At 69.0% G+C, this 16,633-nt stretch carries 7 protein-coding genes; 2 read left to right on the top strand and 5 right to left on the bottom strand.

The genetic code is table 11. The annotated features are described in order from the left end of the window. Positions 1-271 precede the first annotated feature (271 nt). On the bottom strand, positions 272-844 hold the full coding sequence (locus tag AB0G10_RS24115; RefSeq protein ID WP_360925716.1) for a hypothetical protein: 573 nt from the start codon (positions 842-844) through the stop codon (positions 272-274). Between the two features lie 267 nt (positions 845-1,111). Between AB0G10_RS24115 and AB0G10_RS24110 the strand changes: the two genes are divergently transcribed. After that, complete coding sequence (locus AB0G10_RS24110; RefSeq protein WP_360926450.1) at positions 1,112-3,979, top strand: chemotaxis protein CheB; 2,868 nt, start codon at positions 1,112-1,114, stop codon at positions 3,977-3,979. Next, complete coding sequence (locus tag AB0G10_RS24105; RefSeq protein ID WP_360925713.1) at positions 3,980-5,935, top strand: SpoIIE family protein phosphatase; 1,956 nt, start codon at positions 3,980-3,982, stop codon at positions 5,933-5,935. It begins immediately after the preceding gene. A gap of 823 nt (positions 5,936-6,758) precedes the next feature. Here AB0G10_RS24105 and AB0G10_RS24100 read toward each other — a convergent pair. The 4 genes from AB0G10_RS24100 to AB0G10_RS24085 are packed head-to-tail and all read right to left on the bottom strand — an operon-like array spanning position 6,759 to position 16,628. Next, the gene (locus AB0G10_RS24100; protein WP_360925710.1) at positions 6,759-8,864 is read right to left on the bottom strand and encodes a DEAD/DEAH box helicase; all 2,106 of its coding nucleotides are present in this window, start codon (positions 8,862-8,864) and stop codon (positions 6,759-6,761) included. Beyond that, positions 8,861-10,177 carry a BREX system ATP-binding protein BrxD gene (gene brxD, locus AB0G10_RS24095; protein ID WP_360925707.1) on the bottom strand — a complete coding sequence of 439 codons (1,317 nt, stop codon included), beginning with the start codon at positions 10,175-10,177 and terminating at the stop codon, positions 8,861-8,863. The genes AB0G10_RS24100 and brxD overlap by 4 nt, the downstream gene beginning before the upstream one ends. Further along, a complete protein-coding gene (pglZ, locus tag AB0G10_RS24090; protein ID WP_360925705.1) occupies positions 10,174-12,912 on the bottom strand; it encodes a BREX-2 system phosphatase PglZ in 2,739 nt (912 codons plus the stop codon). Before pglZ ends, brxD begins: the two co-directional genes overlap by 4 nt. Further along, entirely contained in the window at positions 12,909-16,628 is a 3,720-nt protein-coding gene (locus AB0G10_RS24085) for a hypothetical protein (RefSeq protein WP_360925702.1), read from the bottom strand. Before AB0G10_RS24085 ends, pglZ begins: the two co-directional genes overlap by 4 nt. Between the last annotated feature and the right edge of the window lie 5 nt (positions 16,629-16,633).

The following is a 16,633-nucleotide window of genomic DNA, read 5'->3' as shown; positions in this document are numbered from 1 at the left end:
CACCGGCCGGGCCCCGCGTCGTTCACGCCGCGATCTTACGTACTCCCGTCGAATACGAAGTGCGCCGTCGCGGTCCGTCACCGCTCTACAGAGGCCGGAAAACAACCGCCACGCGAACATGCTGATGCGGTCGCGTGCGTGATGAAACGGTCGCCGACATCAGATCACCACCGGATCACCTTCCCCGCGGTGGCCACCGGCGGACCCATGGAACTCTGTCGATGACGGTGGGCGCTGACGGCCGAAGACCTTCGACCCGGAGACCCGTGTTCTATCGATCATCGCGTGGGCCGGCGTTCTCGTTGATGGCGCGTTCGAGAGCGGCTTGCTGGCGTGTGGCGTCGTTGGCAGCGCGGTCGGCTGCTGAGGCGCCTCGGTCGGCACCGGCCTCCGCCCGGTCACGATCGGCGGCGGTACGGTCCCTGGCTGCTGCCGATCTTTCGCCTCGAACGTGATCCAGGTAGTCGAGGAAGGCGATCCGGTCGGCGGCTGCCTGGTCGCGGTCAGCGGCTGCGGCGTCGCGGTCGGATGCCGCCTGCTCCCACAAGATCAGCAGTTGGTCCGGGTCGGGTTGGTGGCCGGCTGCCGCCTGCTCGCGTCGGCGGGCGCCCTCCGCTCTCTCGGCCGCCGCTCGGTCACGAAGTTCGGCGGCTCGCAGCCGATGCCGTGCGACCTGCTGTACCTCATAGCCGGTCTCGTCGCGGATGGCCGCCGTCCGGTCACGGGCATCGGCATCGCGATCGCGGTCGTGCGCCGCCGTGTCACGGGCGTCAGCGGCATCATCGCGTGCCTGTCCGGCCCGGTCTCGATCGTCCGGGCTGTCCACGCCATAACGCGCCACCACTCTTCCATTCTGCCCCCGCAGGGCTCCTCAGTGACACCGGCATCCGACACGTCTTCCTGGCATCGTGTCGCGAAGCGGCGCCGTATCTCTGGCACGTCTACCCAGCACCCCGGACTTACTGGCATGTCCTGCCGGTTCGGGGCGGACGTCGTGACTCGGCGTCCGAGCTAGGTGATCACGAATGGGCCAGAAAGCCCTTCGGTCCTCAGCGCTGTAAGGGCTTGTTGGTCTGTCGGCGGTCGGGGCGGGGCGGGGGACACTGGATTGGTGGCTGAGGTTTCTCGCTATTCGGTGGTGGTGATCGGCTGTTCGCTGGGTGGTGCGGAGGCGTTGCAGGTGGTGCTGGGCAGCCTCCGGACGACGCCGTCGGCTGCGGTTCTGGTGGTGCTTCACATCGGCCCGGCGACGTCGCGACTCACCTCGGTGTTGGAACGGGTGACGCCGCTGCCGGTCGACTGGGCGGCCGACGGAGCGCACATACTGCCGGGCCGGGTCTACTTGTGTCCGGCTCGGTCGTCGATGCGGTTGGAGCCCGACGCGACGTTGTCGGTGCGCCCGCACGGGCGACCGTCGTCGCTGCGCACGGTCGATGAGCTGTTCACTTCTGCCGCTGACACGTTCGGCGCGGGAGTTCTTGCGCTCGTGCTGACGGGTAACGGCCATGACGGATTGGTGGGGGCCCAGTCGGTCAAAGAGGCCGGCGGGACGGTGCTGGTGCAGGACGAGGTGACGTCGCTGGCATTCGGGATGCCAGGCGCGGTGGCCGAAGCCGGGCTTGCGGATCTGGTACTGCCGCTGGGTGAGATCCCGGAGGTGCTCGACGCGGTCGTGGGTCGCGGCGAGCGGTTGCCGCTGCCGCAGGTGCTGGCCGTGGAGGCGGTGTTCGCCGCCGGGAACGAGATGGGCGAGCGCATGGCCGCCGTGAACTGGGCGGGGACGCCGCTGGGCCCGCTGGAGGCGTGGCCCGAGGTTCTGCGAAACACGGTGGCCACGGTGCTGGCCGCGCAGGTGCCCATGAATCTGATGTGGGGCCGCGACATGGTGCAGCTCTACAACGACGCTTATCGGGATCTGGCCGGTGACAAACATCCCGCCATGCTGGGTCAGCCGGTGCTGGTGACGTGGGCGGAGGCGGCGGAGCAGTTCGGGCCGGTGCTCGATGAGGTGTGGCACAGCGGGCGTGGCCGGCTGCTGCGTGATCAGGCGTTCACCGTCGACCGGCACGGTACGGCGGAGCTGGTCTACGCGACGGCCGACTACAGCCCGGTGCGCGACGGCGGCCGGGTGGTGGGGGTTCTGGCGACGTTGATCGAGACCACGGGGCAGGTGGTTGCGAACCGCCGGTTGCGGTTGTTGCAGCGGCTGGCCGCGGCCACCGATGACGACCCGGACAACGAGCATGTGGCGTGTGAGCGGATGGCGGACGCGTTGAGCACCGGCCGTCAGGACATTCCGTTCGCGCTGGTCTACCTGCCCGATGAGACCGGCGCCGAGCTGCATCTGGCGGCCGCGGCCGGGGTCCGGCCGGGATTCGGAGTGGCGCAGCGGCGGTTGAGCCTGCGTGAGGGTGCGTCGTGGCCGGTCGCCGGCGTGCTGCGGGAGCGCCACGCGGCGGTGGTGGACGACCTCGGCACCCGGTTCCACGGCTGGACGCTGGGCGAGAACCGGCTTCTGCCGGCCCGCGCGATGGTGATCCCGGCGGGGCGTCGTGACGACGGCAGGGTGGCGGCCGTGGTGATCCTCGCTGTGGAGGCTCTGGTGCCGTTCGACGACGATCACCGAGCGTTTCTCGAACTGGTCGCGGAACACATCGGTGCCGGGGTGCTGGCCGGTCGCCGGCGACGGGACATGCAGGAGCGGATGGCCGCTCTGGCCGCGCTGAACCGGTCCAAGGACGAGTTCTTCGCCAGCGTCAGTCACGAGTTCCGCACCCCGCTGACACTGATGCTGCTGCCCCTGGAGCAGCTGCTGTCCAGCCGGCTGGCGGCCGAGCAGGCTGAGGCTGTCCGGTTGGCGCACCGTAACGCGCTGCGGCTGCTCAAGCTGGTCAGCACGCTGCTGGAGTTCGCCCGCATCGAGCAGGGTGCGACCCGCGCCCGGTACGAGGACGTGGACCTGGCCGAGCTGACCACCGACATAGCAAGCGTGTTCCGCTCCGCCGTTGAGCACGCCGGCCTCGCCTACGTCGTCGACTGCCCGCCACTGGGCCGCACCGTGCCGGTCGACCCGGACATGTGGGAACAGGTCGTGCTCAACCTGGTCTCCAACGCGCTCAAGCACACCTTCACCGGATCGATCACGATCACGATGCGGCTGCGCACCAATCACGCGGAGCTGCAGGTCACCGACACCGGTGTCGGCATAGCGGCGGACGAGATCCCGCACCTGTTCCAGCGGTTCCACCGTATCCGCGGGGTGCTGGCACGCAGTCATGAGGGTTCCGGGATCGGGCTGGCGCTGGTGCAGGAGCTGGTGCGGTTGCACCGCGGCTCCGTGCGGGTTCGCAGCGCACCGGATCAGGGCACTACCTTCACCGTCTGGCTGCCGCTGGCCCAGCGACGCGCCCCGCACTTCGGCGACGACACCGAGACCGGACGTTCGCCGTCGTCATCGCGTCGGCAGGCCTTCGCCGACGAAGCGCGCCTGTGGCTGACCGGTGCTGAGACGGCGCCCGCCGACATCCAGGACGCGCCCGCGCCGGATGCGGTGCTGCCGGGCCGGCGGCCGGTCGTGCTGCTCGTCGACGACAATCCGGATCTGCGTGCTTACCTGAGCCGGCTGCTGGACGACCGCTACGAGGTGGCCGCGGCCGCCGACGGGGCGCAAGCGCTGCAGGTCCTCGCCACCCGGCCGGTCGACCTGGTGCTGACCGACGCGATGATGCCTCGCCTCGACGGGCTGGCGCTGCTGGCCGCGATCCGCACCGACCCGGCGCTGCGGCAAACGCCGGTCATCGTGCTCACCGCCGTCGCCGACCCCGACGCGGCCGTCGCCGCCCTCGCCGCGGGTGCGCATGACTACGTGGTCAAGCCGTTCACCGCCCGGGAACTGGTCGCCCGGATCGAGGCGCAGCTCGCTCTCGCCCGTGGCCGTGCCGGACGAGCCGACACCGACGACCCGATTTATCCTCGGTGAATGGCCGACACTCACGCCGTCCCGGCACGGACCTGGGATGAGCTTGTCCGGCAGGTGGGCGAGCCGAAGGACGTGCTGGAGAGTCTCGACGAGCTGCCGCTGTTCTTCGCCGCGTGTGAGGGACCGGACCTGATCGTCGTGGCGGCCAACGCCGCGTCCCGGGCGGCCTACGACAAGCGGGAACCGGTCGGTAAACCGGTCACGGACTTCGCGTTCACCATGGTCGGGCAGGAGCTGCTGGAGAACTACTACCGGGTCTTCGCCGAGGGCAAGCCGTTCACCGCGTCCGCGTGGCGGCTGAACCTCGACCCGTCGGACCCGGAATCGGAGATCCTCATCAACCTGACCGTCAACCCCTGGCGTCATCCCGACGGCCGGATGCGCGGCATCATCACCTGGGGCTTCGACGTCACCGAGGAAGTCCTCGCCCAACGCACCGCCGAAGCCAGGGCCACCGGCGCTGAACAGCGCCTCGCCCGAGCCGAGCAGGTCGTGCTCGACCTGCAACGCAACCTGCTCCCCGACGCGCTGCCCGTGTTACCGCAGGCGCGGCTGGCAGCGCAGTACGTCGTCGCGGGCACCGAACTGCAAGCCGGCGGCGACTGGTTCGACGCCGTCGCGGTCGGCTCCGGCCAGGTGGCGCTGGTCGTCGGCGACGTCGTCGGCCACGGCGCGGCCGCAGCGGCCGCGATGGCCCAGCTCCGCACCATCCTGCACGAAGCCCTGCAATCCGGCCAACCACTCGCCGACGCGGTCGACCGGCTCGACCGATTCGCCGCCACCACCCCGTCCACCCGGGCCGCGACCGTATGCGTCGCCGTGCTCGACCCCGCCGACGGCACCCTCACCTGGACCGCCCGCGCCCACCCCCCGCCACTGATCTGCGCCGCCGACCACACCGTCCGATACCTGCACGACGGACACGGCGACCCCCTCGGCATCGGTGGCTCGCCCACCACTTTGGCGACCACCACTCTGGGCCCCGGCGAAGTCCTGCTGCTCTACACCGACGGCCTGATCGAACGCCCCGGCGAAACCCTCGACGACGGACTCACCCGGCTCGCCAGAGTGACCGCCGCCGCGGCCGGCACCCACGGGCGGACCGTCCCCACGTCGCCACCCGACCGGCTGTGCAGCCTCACCGTCGAACGCATCACCCGCACCTCCTACACCGACGACGTCACCGTCCTCGCCGCGCACCGCCTCCCCGCCGCCACACCGCCGTTCGTCCTGGACGTTGCGGCCCGGCGTGACGAACTCACCGGGCTGCGCGACGCTGTCGGCTCATGGCTCGACGCGTTCGGAGGCCGGCCCGACGACCGCGTGGCGCTCACCCTCGCCGCCTACGAAGCCGCCGCCAACACCGTCGACCACGCCTACCACCACCAACGCCACGACGATGACCACCCCGGCCGGCTGCGCCTTCACGCCACCCTGGACAGCGACGGCCGCGCCACCATCCAGGTCAGCGACGACGGCCGCTGGCGGACCCCGGACGGCACCGGCGGCGGCCGTGGCCTGGCCTTGATGCGCGCCTGCACCGATGACATGCGGGTCGACCAGCGCGACACCGGCACCACCGTCACCCTGCGCCGCAGCATCGCCCACCCCACCGTCGTCGGACGAACCGACACCACCCCACCCGAGCCCGGCCCCGCCCCACGCACCTTCGACCTCGCGATCACCCGCCGGGAACCAACCGTGCTCAGCGTCCGGGGACCGATCGACGCCTCCACCGTCCATCTCCTCCGCACCGCCGTCACCACCGAAGCGGGCCAGGACCTCGTCCTCGATCTCACCGAGGTCACGTTCCTCGCCAGCGCCGGGGTACAACTCCTGCACGAGTTGGTTGCCCGCGACGGCGTGCGCCTGGTGGCGCCGACCACCAGCACCGCCCACCAAACACTGGGTCTCGCCGCGCTCGAATCGCTGATCATCGGTCCGACCGCCGCCTGACATCCGGCCGGTCGCCTCGGACAAGCACACAGTCGCGATCCTGTGGGCACACCGCAGCCGCCAGCTCGCCCACCGTGACAAGCGGCCCGGCAGCAATCGGGTGTGTGTCGACTCCGGCTATGTGTTCACCCGCAAGGACGGCGAGCCGATCAACCCGAGCTACGCGGCCACCCGGTTCTGGAAAAGTGACCGCCCGAAGAACCGGCCCGCAGGGCGCAACGAAAAAGAAACACCTTCCGGGAAACGGCCCGCAGGGCAAAGGCGAAGCCGCAGGTCACGCAGCCGCCGCCACCCGTTCCGTCACGGAAAGTAGTGACACCCATCGCCACCCAGCCTCTACAAAGGCTGGACAACGAGAAAGGCCCGAACCGCGTTTCCGCAGCTCAGGCCTCGATCAAAGAAGTGCGCCCGAAGGGACTCGAACCCCTAACCTTCTGATCCGTAGTCAGATGACTAGTGGTCGGGTGCACTCTGCAACCTCCGCACTCAAAGCCGTTCTCGAAGACATATTGGCAGCTCAGAGCGACTCCAGGTGTCCGCAGGTCCGGGCCGAGTGCATGATTCAAGCGCCTCGGTGATCGATAACCGCCACTCGAACGTGCTGATGCGGTCGCGCTCGTGCTGAAACGGTCGCCGACACCCGATCACCACCGGATCACCACGCGAGGCCATCACACAGCGTAGGACCCGCTTCAAGCAGCGCCATGCGACCACCTGCGGATCACCATGCTCGACACGGCCGCGGCCCATCAGCCCGAGCCGCCGCCAGAGTCCGTTGCTGACAGCGACCGCGAAGAGAGCATCTGATCCATAGAGCGAACCGTCACAAGTGAATGAACATCGAAGGCTCGGTGAGCACCGTACCGGCACCGTGAAGGTCCGCCAGCCGGGCGGCCAGAGTTGCGGTGGCCAGGCGCTCGGGTAGTGCACTGTTGAACTTCAGGCCCTCCAGTGCTTTCAGGCTGATCTCGGGAAGGCTCAGGTGTTCGGTCGCGTCTTCCCGCGCTTCCAGCCACTCTTCGCGTGTGACATCGGCCCGCAACCGCAGATACGTGTCGCGATGGTCCTGAACAGGTTCGGTGACTCGGCTCAGCGTGCTGACGAGTGTGGCGTTCGCCCGGTAGCCAGCCCACGTCCACCAGCACAGATAACCGGACGGGGTACGCGTGACCGTACTGCCCTGACGAGTCACCGTGTGGGCGTCCGTCTCGCGAAGCTCGGCAAGGCGTTTCTCGGCTCGTCGTGTCATCCGTACCGCCGGATTGTCGCCGAGGAGCACCTGCCTCATGGCTTGCGTCAAAGCGAAGGAAAGACCCGAAAGCTCGCTGGCCGTCCACCGTGCTTTGCCGCCGCTGTCGACCGGTTCGACGAAGCATCGCCGCCGGTTCCAGTCGATGTAGGTCACCTGCCAACTGCGGCCGCCCAGGAGCAGCCGGCGCGGACCGGTAACTTCCTCGATGAGCAGGCTCGGGTCGATTCTGCCGATTTCCGTGCGTCCTGCCATGACCGTGAATTCCGGTGCTGCGGTGAACACCGCGGTCATGCCCATGAAGTGGCGGCGACCGAAGCGCAACTCCGCCTCCGGGCCGATGAAGAGCATCCCGCCGTCGGATTCGAGGTAGCCGTGCTCCACCAGGTGCCGGACGATGACGGCGGAGCGTTCTGTGAACGGTTCGAGGCCGTTCCATGCCTGCGCCCAGAGACGGTCGCCGACTCGGCCGTCCTGCAGTGCCAGGGCGAGTATCTGTTGAGCAACGATGTGCCGGGGCTCGGGCGGTACGACGATCGGCTCAACCCAGCCGCGAGACCACAGGCTGAGCAGACCCGCGGCGTGCAGAAGCGACCGGCCGTCGAGTGTGAGGAAGAGGCAGTTGCGTGTCGTGTCGGCCCGGCGGCCGGTTCTTCCCAGCCGTTGCAGGAAAGCGGCGACGGTCTGCGGTGCGTCGATCTGGATGACCCGGTCCAAGTCGCCGACGTCGATGCCTAGTTCCAGCGTGCTGGTGGAGACGATGACGCAGTCCCGGCCCTCGGCGAAGGCCTCCTCGGAGCGTCGTCGTTCGTCCACCGACAGGGAGGCGTGGGAGAGGAACGTGGTTACGCCGGCGGCTCGCAGCAGGGCGCCCAGTTCTTCGACGCGCTGCCGTGACTCGCAGAAGACCAGTCGTTTCTCGCCTCGGTGCAGGCCGGCGACGACCTTGGCAGCGTTGTGCAGGGAGCCGACGTAGTCCAGTTCGATGTCTCCGGGCGGGGTGCTGCCGTGCGGTACGGGTGCTGCCGGTGGGGCGATCACTGTTCCCGTGCGTTTCCCGCGGCCGGAGCCCTGGAGCCAGGTCAGCAGTTCCGCAGGGTTGCCGACGGTGGCGGACAGCCCGATCCGCTGGATGGGGCGGCCGGTGATTCGGGTGAGGCGTTCGGTGATGGCGAGCAGGTGCCAGCCCCGGTCGTCGCCGGCAAAGGCGTGCACTTCGTCGACGACGATGGCCCGTACGTCCCGAAAGAACATCTGGTGGTCGACGTTCGCACTCACCAGCATCGCCTCGACGGATTCCGGGGTGGTTAACAGGATGTCGGGGCGATCCGCCAGGATGCGGCGACGGGACGACGCGGTGACGTCACCGTGCCAGAGCGCAGCGCGACGGCCCAGCCATTCGGCATACCGTTGCAGCCGCGGGGTGAGGTTGTTGAGCAGCGCTTTGAGTGGACACAGGTAGAGCACGGTGGTGCCGGTCCAGCCCTCCGTGGCCATCCGGGACAGCAGTGGGAAGATCGCCGCTTCGGTCTTTCCGCTCGCCGTGGCAGCCAGCAGAATCGCGTCGTGGCCGTCGGCCAGTGGCTCGATGGCCCGCTGTTGCAGATCACGGAGCCGAGGCCAGCCCAGGGTGTTGACGATGTGGTGGACCAGCACAGGGTGTAGTAGCTCGGTCGTCAAAGGTCGAGTTCTATCTCGTCGGCGCGCCGGGCGTTGCGTTCGACGTCGGTGAGCTCGGCGCCGGAGACGGTGAGCGTGAAGTGTCGGCGTGGGTCGAAGTCGGGGTGCAGTTCGACCGGGTCGAGGACACCGGAGACCAGTTTCTTCAGAAACAGCCTCGGGACGATGCCGACCTTGCCCCCGAGTTCTCCGGTGAGGGCCCGGCCGAGGTCGGCCAGGTAGGTGTCGTCGACGAGGCGCAGCACGCGGTCCTTAGCGTCGGAGCCGCCCGCGTAGAGGTCTCGCACCCGGGCGCCGAGTTCGGTGAGGGAGTCGAGCGTGAATCCAGGAAGGCGTAGTTGAACCGCCCGGGGGTTGTCGAAGCGTGGCTCATCTGGGAAGTCGGTGGCGAGGCGCTGGGCCAGCGGCGCGAGCCGGGAGGCGCCCTGGGGGCCGTCGAAGAACGCGGGTGTTCCGGTGATGACGAGGTAGAGCCCGGGAAAACGGCCGGAGTGCACCTCGTCGACGAGTTGGCGCAGTGAGTTGAGTGCCTTGTCCCGGGCATCGGAACGGACCCGTTGCAGCGTCTCGACCTCGTCGAGCACGAGCAGGAGTCCCGGATAGCCGCAGTCGCGCAGCACGACGAGCAGGCCCTGGAGAAAGCCGAGCGCACCGAAATGGTCGAGGTCGCCGCGGATGCCGGCGTGCCTTCGGGCGGCGGCGGACACGTGTGGCTGCCCGCCGAGCCAGGCCAGCACGGCGTCGGCGCCGGCCGCATCGCCGGCTGCGAGGGCTGCCCGGTACCCGCGCAGGGCGTTGGCGAACATCGGGGCGGTACGGCCGACCGCCGCGAGCCGTTGGGTCAGCAGCCGGTCGACGGCTGCGTCCACGGCTGACTGGTCCTCCAGATCGACGTCACCCGCAGCAGCCGCGTCGTCTTCGAGGGCATAGAACCAGGCGTCGATGATCGGGCGCAGGGCGCTGGCCGGAAAGGTTGCTGTCGACAGCCGTTCGATGACTCGTCGGTAGACGGTTTCGAGTCGGTGCAGCGGGGTCTCGTTCTCCGAGATCTGCACCTCCGCCGTGGCGAAGTTGGCCCGTCTGGCCTGTTCGGCGAGCCACCGCGCGAAGAACGTCTTGCCGGCCCCGTATTCGCCGCGCACCGCTTTGAAGACCGCGCCGCCGGACGCTGCCGCGTCGATCTCTTCGCGCAGCGCCGAAGCGAACCGGTCCAAGCCCACCGCGAGGAGATCAAGGCCGCTTTCGGGTACGGCACCGCGGCGTAGCGCGTCGATCACCTGACGGCGCCGGACCGTACTGATCGACGTGCTCATCGGATGCTTCCCGGGACACCGAACTGTTGCCGCAGCAGGGCGAGGTCGAGCCGGGCGGTTCGTCCGTCGTCGATGACGGAGATCACGGCAAAGTTGTCCACGTTGAAGATCCGTTGCAGGGTGGTCACGAATCCGCCGGCCCGGGTGGCGGCCTCCCCGGCGCTCTGGGCCACCAGGACGACCGGAAGTGTCCCGTTGGCCTGCACCAGCGCCGTGAGCGCGCCGCGGATCTTGGCGATCGGCAACTTGCGGGGGGTGAGTGCGTGCTGGGCGTGGAACATCTCCGAGGCGAGGACCGTGCCCACCAGATCGGGCGTGGCTGATGCGGGTGGGGGGCCCGACAGTTCGAAGAGCGTCTCGCCCTGGTCGGCTTCCCTGCGGCTTGGTTTGCGGGCTTTCGAAGGCGCGGCCACGACCGGCTGTTCGACCGGCGGGGCGGACACCTTCAGCGGGTTCCACCAGGTCGGTTGTTGGGTGCCGAGGGGCCGCCAGGTCGGTGGTGCGGGCGCGCCGAGTGGCAGTAGCGCGACGACCGGCACGGTCACCTCCCCAAGTGAGGCGCCGCCGTGGTAGCCGGCCCGGCGCGGCAGGTATCGGCCGTTCTCCTCCCAGAGCGCCACGATACGGTGGTCGCCGTCGAGCACTCGGGGGCCGCTCAGTTCGACCTCGCCGTCGGCGGGTTCCGCGGCGTCGAGGCGGTGCCGGGCCGATGCCGGAGCCGCGGCGGCTCGCAGTTGCCCGCCTCGTTCCAGCACGTGCCCGTGGTCGCTGGTCAGGATGACCGCCAGCCCCTGATAGCTGGCATGGTCGAGAAGGGTGCGCAGGACTCCCAGTTGATTGATCCGCCATCCGGCGTCGGCGCTCTCCCGGCCGTGGTCCAAGGCGTCGTCGATGGTGTTGATCACGACGCCGACGATCGTGTCCGGCTCGCCGAGCGCGTCGACGAGATCCGTGCTCAGTACTCCTCCGGCATCCCCGTACAGGTTGTTCTTGTGGAAGAGGCGGGCCTTGCGGCCCTGCCAGAGCGGATGTTTTTCGAAAGCGGCTCGCTCGTCGTCCTGGTCACCGCGCCGCAACGATCCGGTCAGCAGGGAGGTACGCGAGACTGCCGTGACCGACGGGAGCCCGGAGACCACCCCGCGCCGCCGGGCGCCGCCGACCCCGCGGGATCCCGCCGGGTCGTACTCCTGCCAGCCGTTGCCGGTCAGTTCTTCGGTGATCTCGTTGGCCGCGGCGACGGTCATCCCGTCCAGGACGACGAGTAGCACACCCCGGTCCCCGTCACGGACCAACGGTTCGACGACCTTGCCGAGGATGGTGTCGACCGTCCAGGCACCGACAGGGTGCCGTGCCCAGTGTGCGAGAGCGGTCGCGAAGTCGCTGTCGAGTGTCCTCCGCCGTTCACGTACCCGGTCGTGCAGTGCCCGGTAGGCCCGGGCCAGGGCGGGATGGGCGTCATCGCCGATCCAGATGTGTTCGAGCGCGGTGTCGACCCAGGAGAACTCGCCGACGTGGGCATCGATCGCCTCTCCCGTGCTGGTGAAGGATCGCGGCGGGATCTCCAGCCACCGCAGGAGCCGGATCGCCATCTCGGCACGCTGCAGCCGGTGCCGGTAGCGTCCGGCCAGCAGGTGTTCGGCGAGTCTTCGTACGGCGGACTCGGCGGCCGGGACCGCCGCCCGGGTGCCACCGAGTGCCTGTTCCAGTGTGTGGGCGACGGCAGCCAGGGCACGGTCGAACCCGGTCGGCAGGACGCTGCTGTGTTCGGCGGCGGTGTGCGCGGAGAACATCGTCAGCAGGTCCTCGGCCCGCTCCAGCACACGTTGCGGGGTGATCTCGGCCGGTTGCTGATCGGTCGGGTTCACCAGGCTGCTCATCAGGTCCTGCGCGGCTGCTCCGTAGGCGCGCATCGCGGCCGGGTCGAGATGCCCAGCACCGGCATACTGTTCGATGCGTCCCTGGGCACGCTGGTCGGTGCCGCCCGGCTCGGCCCAGAGTGCCGCACAGAGCAGCCCAAGCGGCAGCAGGTCACCGATGTGCCCGGTCCGGGCGAGAAGGGCGAGCATCCGGCCGGTGGGCCCGAACGTCTCGCCGAGCCAGGCGAGGATGCCCAGCCGTTCGGTGTCGGCGAGCTGGTCGAGGTCCGGCCCGGAGGCGTTCAGGGCACTCCACCGCAGCAGCACGGCGTCGTCGAGATCGTCCGGTTCGACGCCGAGACGCCGTAGACCGAACCGTTCGACGGTGAGGTGCCGCAGGGCCAGATCACGCTGCAGCACGGTCCCGGCGAGCGGCGGCCAGCCGCGGGCCGGGGTGGCGTCCAGCAAGGCCGGCCCGGCCCAGCGGAGCTCGGTCAGGCGAGGGTCGATCCGCTGGGCGCCGAAGGACTCCGCGATGACGGCCCACGGCTCCATCCGGAACACCGACCGGTGCACGACCCGGCTGAGCAGGCCGATGCCGAGCGTCTCCTCCGGCACCGGCGTGAGGATGACGGTGGGTCTGGTGTGCTCCGCGACGACCTGCTCCCAGATGGCCAGGACCGACTCCGCCGCGATCACCTGAAACTCGATACCGGTACGGGTCGTCTGCACCGGCTCGTAGGGCCAGTGTGCGGCCGCCGCGACGAGAACGATCGGCGCGGGCGTCGACGGCCGGTCCTGCAGGATCTTGGTGATCCGTTGTGCCAGCACAGCCGGGTTGACCGCCAGCGCCGGCGTGGCCGGGTCGGAGACGGTCACGGCACGATCCGCCAGTTGATCTCCACCCGCTGTCCGGGGTGCTGCCGGGCGGCCTCCCGCAGATCAGCGAGTGCACTCTCCAGTTCCGTGGCCGGCACCAGGTCGTGGCCAGCGGGCAGCGACTTCTTCGGCGGCAGCGGCGGCGGGTTCTCGGGCTTTTGCCGTTTGGTGGTTCGCCGTAGCAGTTCGGTGGCGCGGCTCCGGCATCGGCGCAGCACCGGGATCAGTGGTGTGGTCAGTTCGTCGTCCTGCGCTGCCCGGCGCAGGTCGGCGAAGATCTCCTCGGCTTCCGGACGCCACTGCTCGTCGAGATCGGCGATCAGGTCGAGGGTGTCCCAGTCGGTGGCGCCGAGGGCCCCGCTGACCTCTCGTGCGCTGCGGATGCTCGTGCCGACCCGCTCGGCGGGGCCGCCGAGGTCGGCGCGGGCGAGCTGGCGCACGATCTCCACATTATTATGCCGGGAGTCGAGTCCGTCGAGCAGATCGGCGGCCACGTGGGCGGTGCGCAACCGTCCGGAGGCGGCCCGATGGTCGAGCCCCAGCCGCTCGCTGTGGCGTTCCAGTAGATCGACCAGGTCACGTGCGGCTGCCCGGTGGTTGCGGGCGTGTTTGGAGAGGTCCTGCACGAAAAGGGCGACCAGGCGGCCGCGGGGCAGCACCGGCGGCATGAACCCGAACAGGTGCATGGCCCGTTCCCGGGCTTTCTCCCAGTCGGCGTCCTCCGGGCGTTCCGGGGTGCGCAGGGTCATGTCGTCGGAGATCGTGCTCGGTTCCGGTTGGGGGGTCAGCACGGCGCCGTGACGCATCCAGGTGCGGTCGGTCTGCTCGGCGAAGGCTGCCAGCACCAGACGGGCCACCAGGGGGTCGAGGCCTCGCGGCTGCGGGTCGTCGAGCCAGGCGAAGAGCCGTCGGGCGGGCAGGTCACCGCTGATGCCCTCCTGCCCGGCCTTGCGGTGGAAGTGCTCGACCCAGTGCCGGCCGAGGATGAACGGCGCCTCGTGCATCTCACCGAGCCGCAGCGGGTTGGCGATCCGGCGCATGATCTGCCGGTCCTTGCGGTCCACCTCGACCCGTCCGTCACTGGCCTCGACCGCGCGGCGCACCCAGTCGAAGACGGTGCGCAGTTCACCGGGTTTGAGAGCCTCGCCCTTGCGGTCGGGGTCGAAGTCGGGATGCGCCGGGAACTGCCGTTGCAGGATCTGGTCGGCGATGCTGTGCAGGGCGGCGTTGAAGCGGGCGCCGACCGGCAGGGTCAGCGGCGGGCCGCCGGCCAGGTTGATCAGATGCTCGTCGTACGTGGTGAGCACATCCGCCGATTTCTTGGCGGCCAACCCGTAAGCCTGCCGCAGCACACCGCGCATGGCCAGCATGAGCGCGTCCCGCTGGCTAGTCAGTGCGGCGTGTGCCCGCTGCCGGTCGTCTTCGCTGAGATGTTTGGCGTGTGAGGCGAAACGTTGCCCGCTGAGCAGTGCATCCAGGATCACCAGGCGGCCCAGATCGTTCTGCCGGCTCAGGGTGAGAGTGGCCGGAATCCAGCACACCGTCTGATCCGCGAATTCGATCTTGGCGACGCGGGCCCGATCGTCGGAAGGGTGGTACGACTTATCGTCGAACGGGTAGTCGATCACCAGCCGCCAGGCGCCCGCGGTGAAGGGATGGAAGGTCTCGTCCCGCAGTTCCTTGTCGTCGCGGATGTTGCCGTAGACGACCTCGATCGAGCGCCGGCTGCCCCGCCACACCACATGCGCGAGATCGACGTACTGGTCGGTGACGGTGACGCCGAGCTCCTCCCAGAGCAGCCGTTTCACCATCGTCTTGCGGGCGCCGAAGCCCTGGGTGTCGAAGTGCCGGGCCGAGTTGATCACGCTGTCGACGTCGATGCCGACCAGTTCGAGCCGGACCGACGGGTTGTCGCCGTCGCTGACCTTGATCTCGCCGAACCGTTCGGACCAGCGTTCCAGTTTCTCCTGGACCACGCCGACCTCGTTGCCGGGGACCCGGCTGACGAAGCTGCCATGGTTGAGGGCCGACAACTTGCGAGGTGTCAGGTCGCGCAGGGCCGGAACGGACGGCGCGAGCGCCGACAACAGCAACGTCTTGATCAGCCGATCGTCGGCCTGGAATCGCACCACTTTCACGCGTTTGTCCGCAGGCAACGGCTCACCCAGCCGTACCGCTTCGAGATCCTCGTCGGTCAGACCGTAGGTGTCCAACAGGAAGGGCCGCAGTTTGCCCTGGTAGAGCTTCTGAGCTGTCTCGAACTCGGCTTTCAGTTTCTCGGTGAACGGCTGATCACCACCACGGCTGAGCACGTCGTAGAGGTCACCGAGCGGGATCAGCTGACCGAGCCGTAGCTCTTCCCGGCGCTCCATCAGCAGCTGCCGCATCAGCTTGAGCGCGGTCCGGGACCGTTGCAGCGCACTGGAGACGTAGACCAGGGTGGAGAGGAAGGCCGGGCTGAAAGGGTACGACTGCCGGAACGATTCGAGATCGGCGCCGCTGCCGGTGTCGACGCCGAGCAGGGTGTCCCAGACGTCCGGCCGGACCCGCTGCACCTCCTCGAACCGGCGGTCCAGCTCGCGATCCTGCGGGCTGCCGTCGCCGCCGATCCGTTTCAGCAGACGCCTGCGGGTGATCTCCGGCAGGTTGCGGTCCTCCAGGGTGATCCGGTCGAACCTGCCCTTGGCCAGATCCAGGGCGTCCTGGAAGCCCAGCTCGGTCGCCCCGGTGACCCCTTCACCGACGAGTTCGCGCAGGTCACGCTGGCGGGCAATGAACGTGATCACCGGGATGGGCCGACGGGCGTCCGACCCCTCCACGAAGTTGGTGATCTTCTGGACCTCGCGGGCCACGAACCGTTCGTCACCGATCGAATTGGCCAGCCAGAGGATCAACTCGTCGAGGAAGAGCACGAGAGCGTCGTACCCCAGGCTCTTGGCATGCCGGGCGATCTCGGTGAGGCCCCGGTCCAGGGCGACGAACCCCTCCGCGTCCTCCAGCGCGTTGCGGAAGAAGCCCTTCTGCCAGCTGCTCAGCAGATCGCTGACCAGCTTGCGCCGCGCCTCGTCGTCGTGGGCGGCGGCGAAGGCTGCGTCGAGGGCAGCCGGCGTCCAGGAACTGACCGGGTCGTCGTCCCAATCGTCCTCCTCACTCTCGCCGGGCAGGCCGGTGATGAACGCCTCGTCACCGATCTGCTCCCGCAGATGCCGGCTTTGCTCCAGCAACGCGTCGGTACGGTGCACCGCCGGCAGATCACAGCCGGGTTCGAGCTCCCGCACCCGCAGCACGTACTCGCCGAGCACCTTCTGCTCCAGCGAACGCGCACCGAGCATGTGGTACGGCATCAGCAGGAACTTCCGCCGGCCGAGCCAGTCGTGTTTGACCAGCAGCGGCGCGAACTCCGGCCGGTCCCGGGCGGCACGGTCGTTGCGCAGCAGCGCATACAGCACCGCCATGAAATGCGACTTACCCGCACCGAAGGAGCCGTGCAGGTAGGCGGCCCGGGAGGTGCCGGTGGTCAGCGCACCGGAGATGAGGTTGAGCGCCTCGTCGAAGTTCGCCACCAGCGACGGCGGCAGAATGTAGTCCTTGAGGGTCAGCTCGGCGTTCTCCACCCCGTCGGCCAGCTTCAGCACGAAATCGCTGTCACTCGTCGCAGAGGGCTCGGGGATGTAGATGTACTCCTTGAGCAGGGGCGGTTGACTCTGCGCTGACATGCTGA

The organism is Actinoplanes sp. NPDC023714 (assembly GCF_040639855.1).
Classification (GTDB): Bacteria; Actinomycetota; Actinomycetes; order Mycobacteriales; family Micromonosporaceae; genus Actinoplanes.
Note: the sequence above shows the minus strand (reverse complement) of the source record. Positions and strands in the feature narration are given on the sequence as shown.

Excerpts from the sequence above, each read along its gene's own strand:
- AB0G10_RS24105 (WP_360925713.1), top strand. The coding sequence starts at position 3,980 with ATGGCCGACACTCACGCCGTCCCGGCACGGACCTGGGATGAGCTTGTC.
- brxD (WP_360925707.1), bottom strand. The coding sequence starts at position 10,177 with ATGAGCACGTCGATCAGTACGGTCCGGCGCCGTCAGGTGATCGACGCG.
- AB0G10_RS24085 (WP_360925702.1), bottom strand. The coding sequence starts at position 16,628 with ATGTCAGCGCAGAGTCAACCGCCCCTGCTCAAGGAGTACATCTACATC.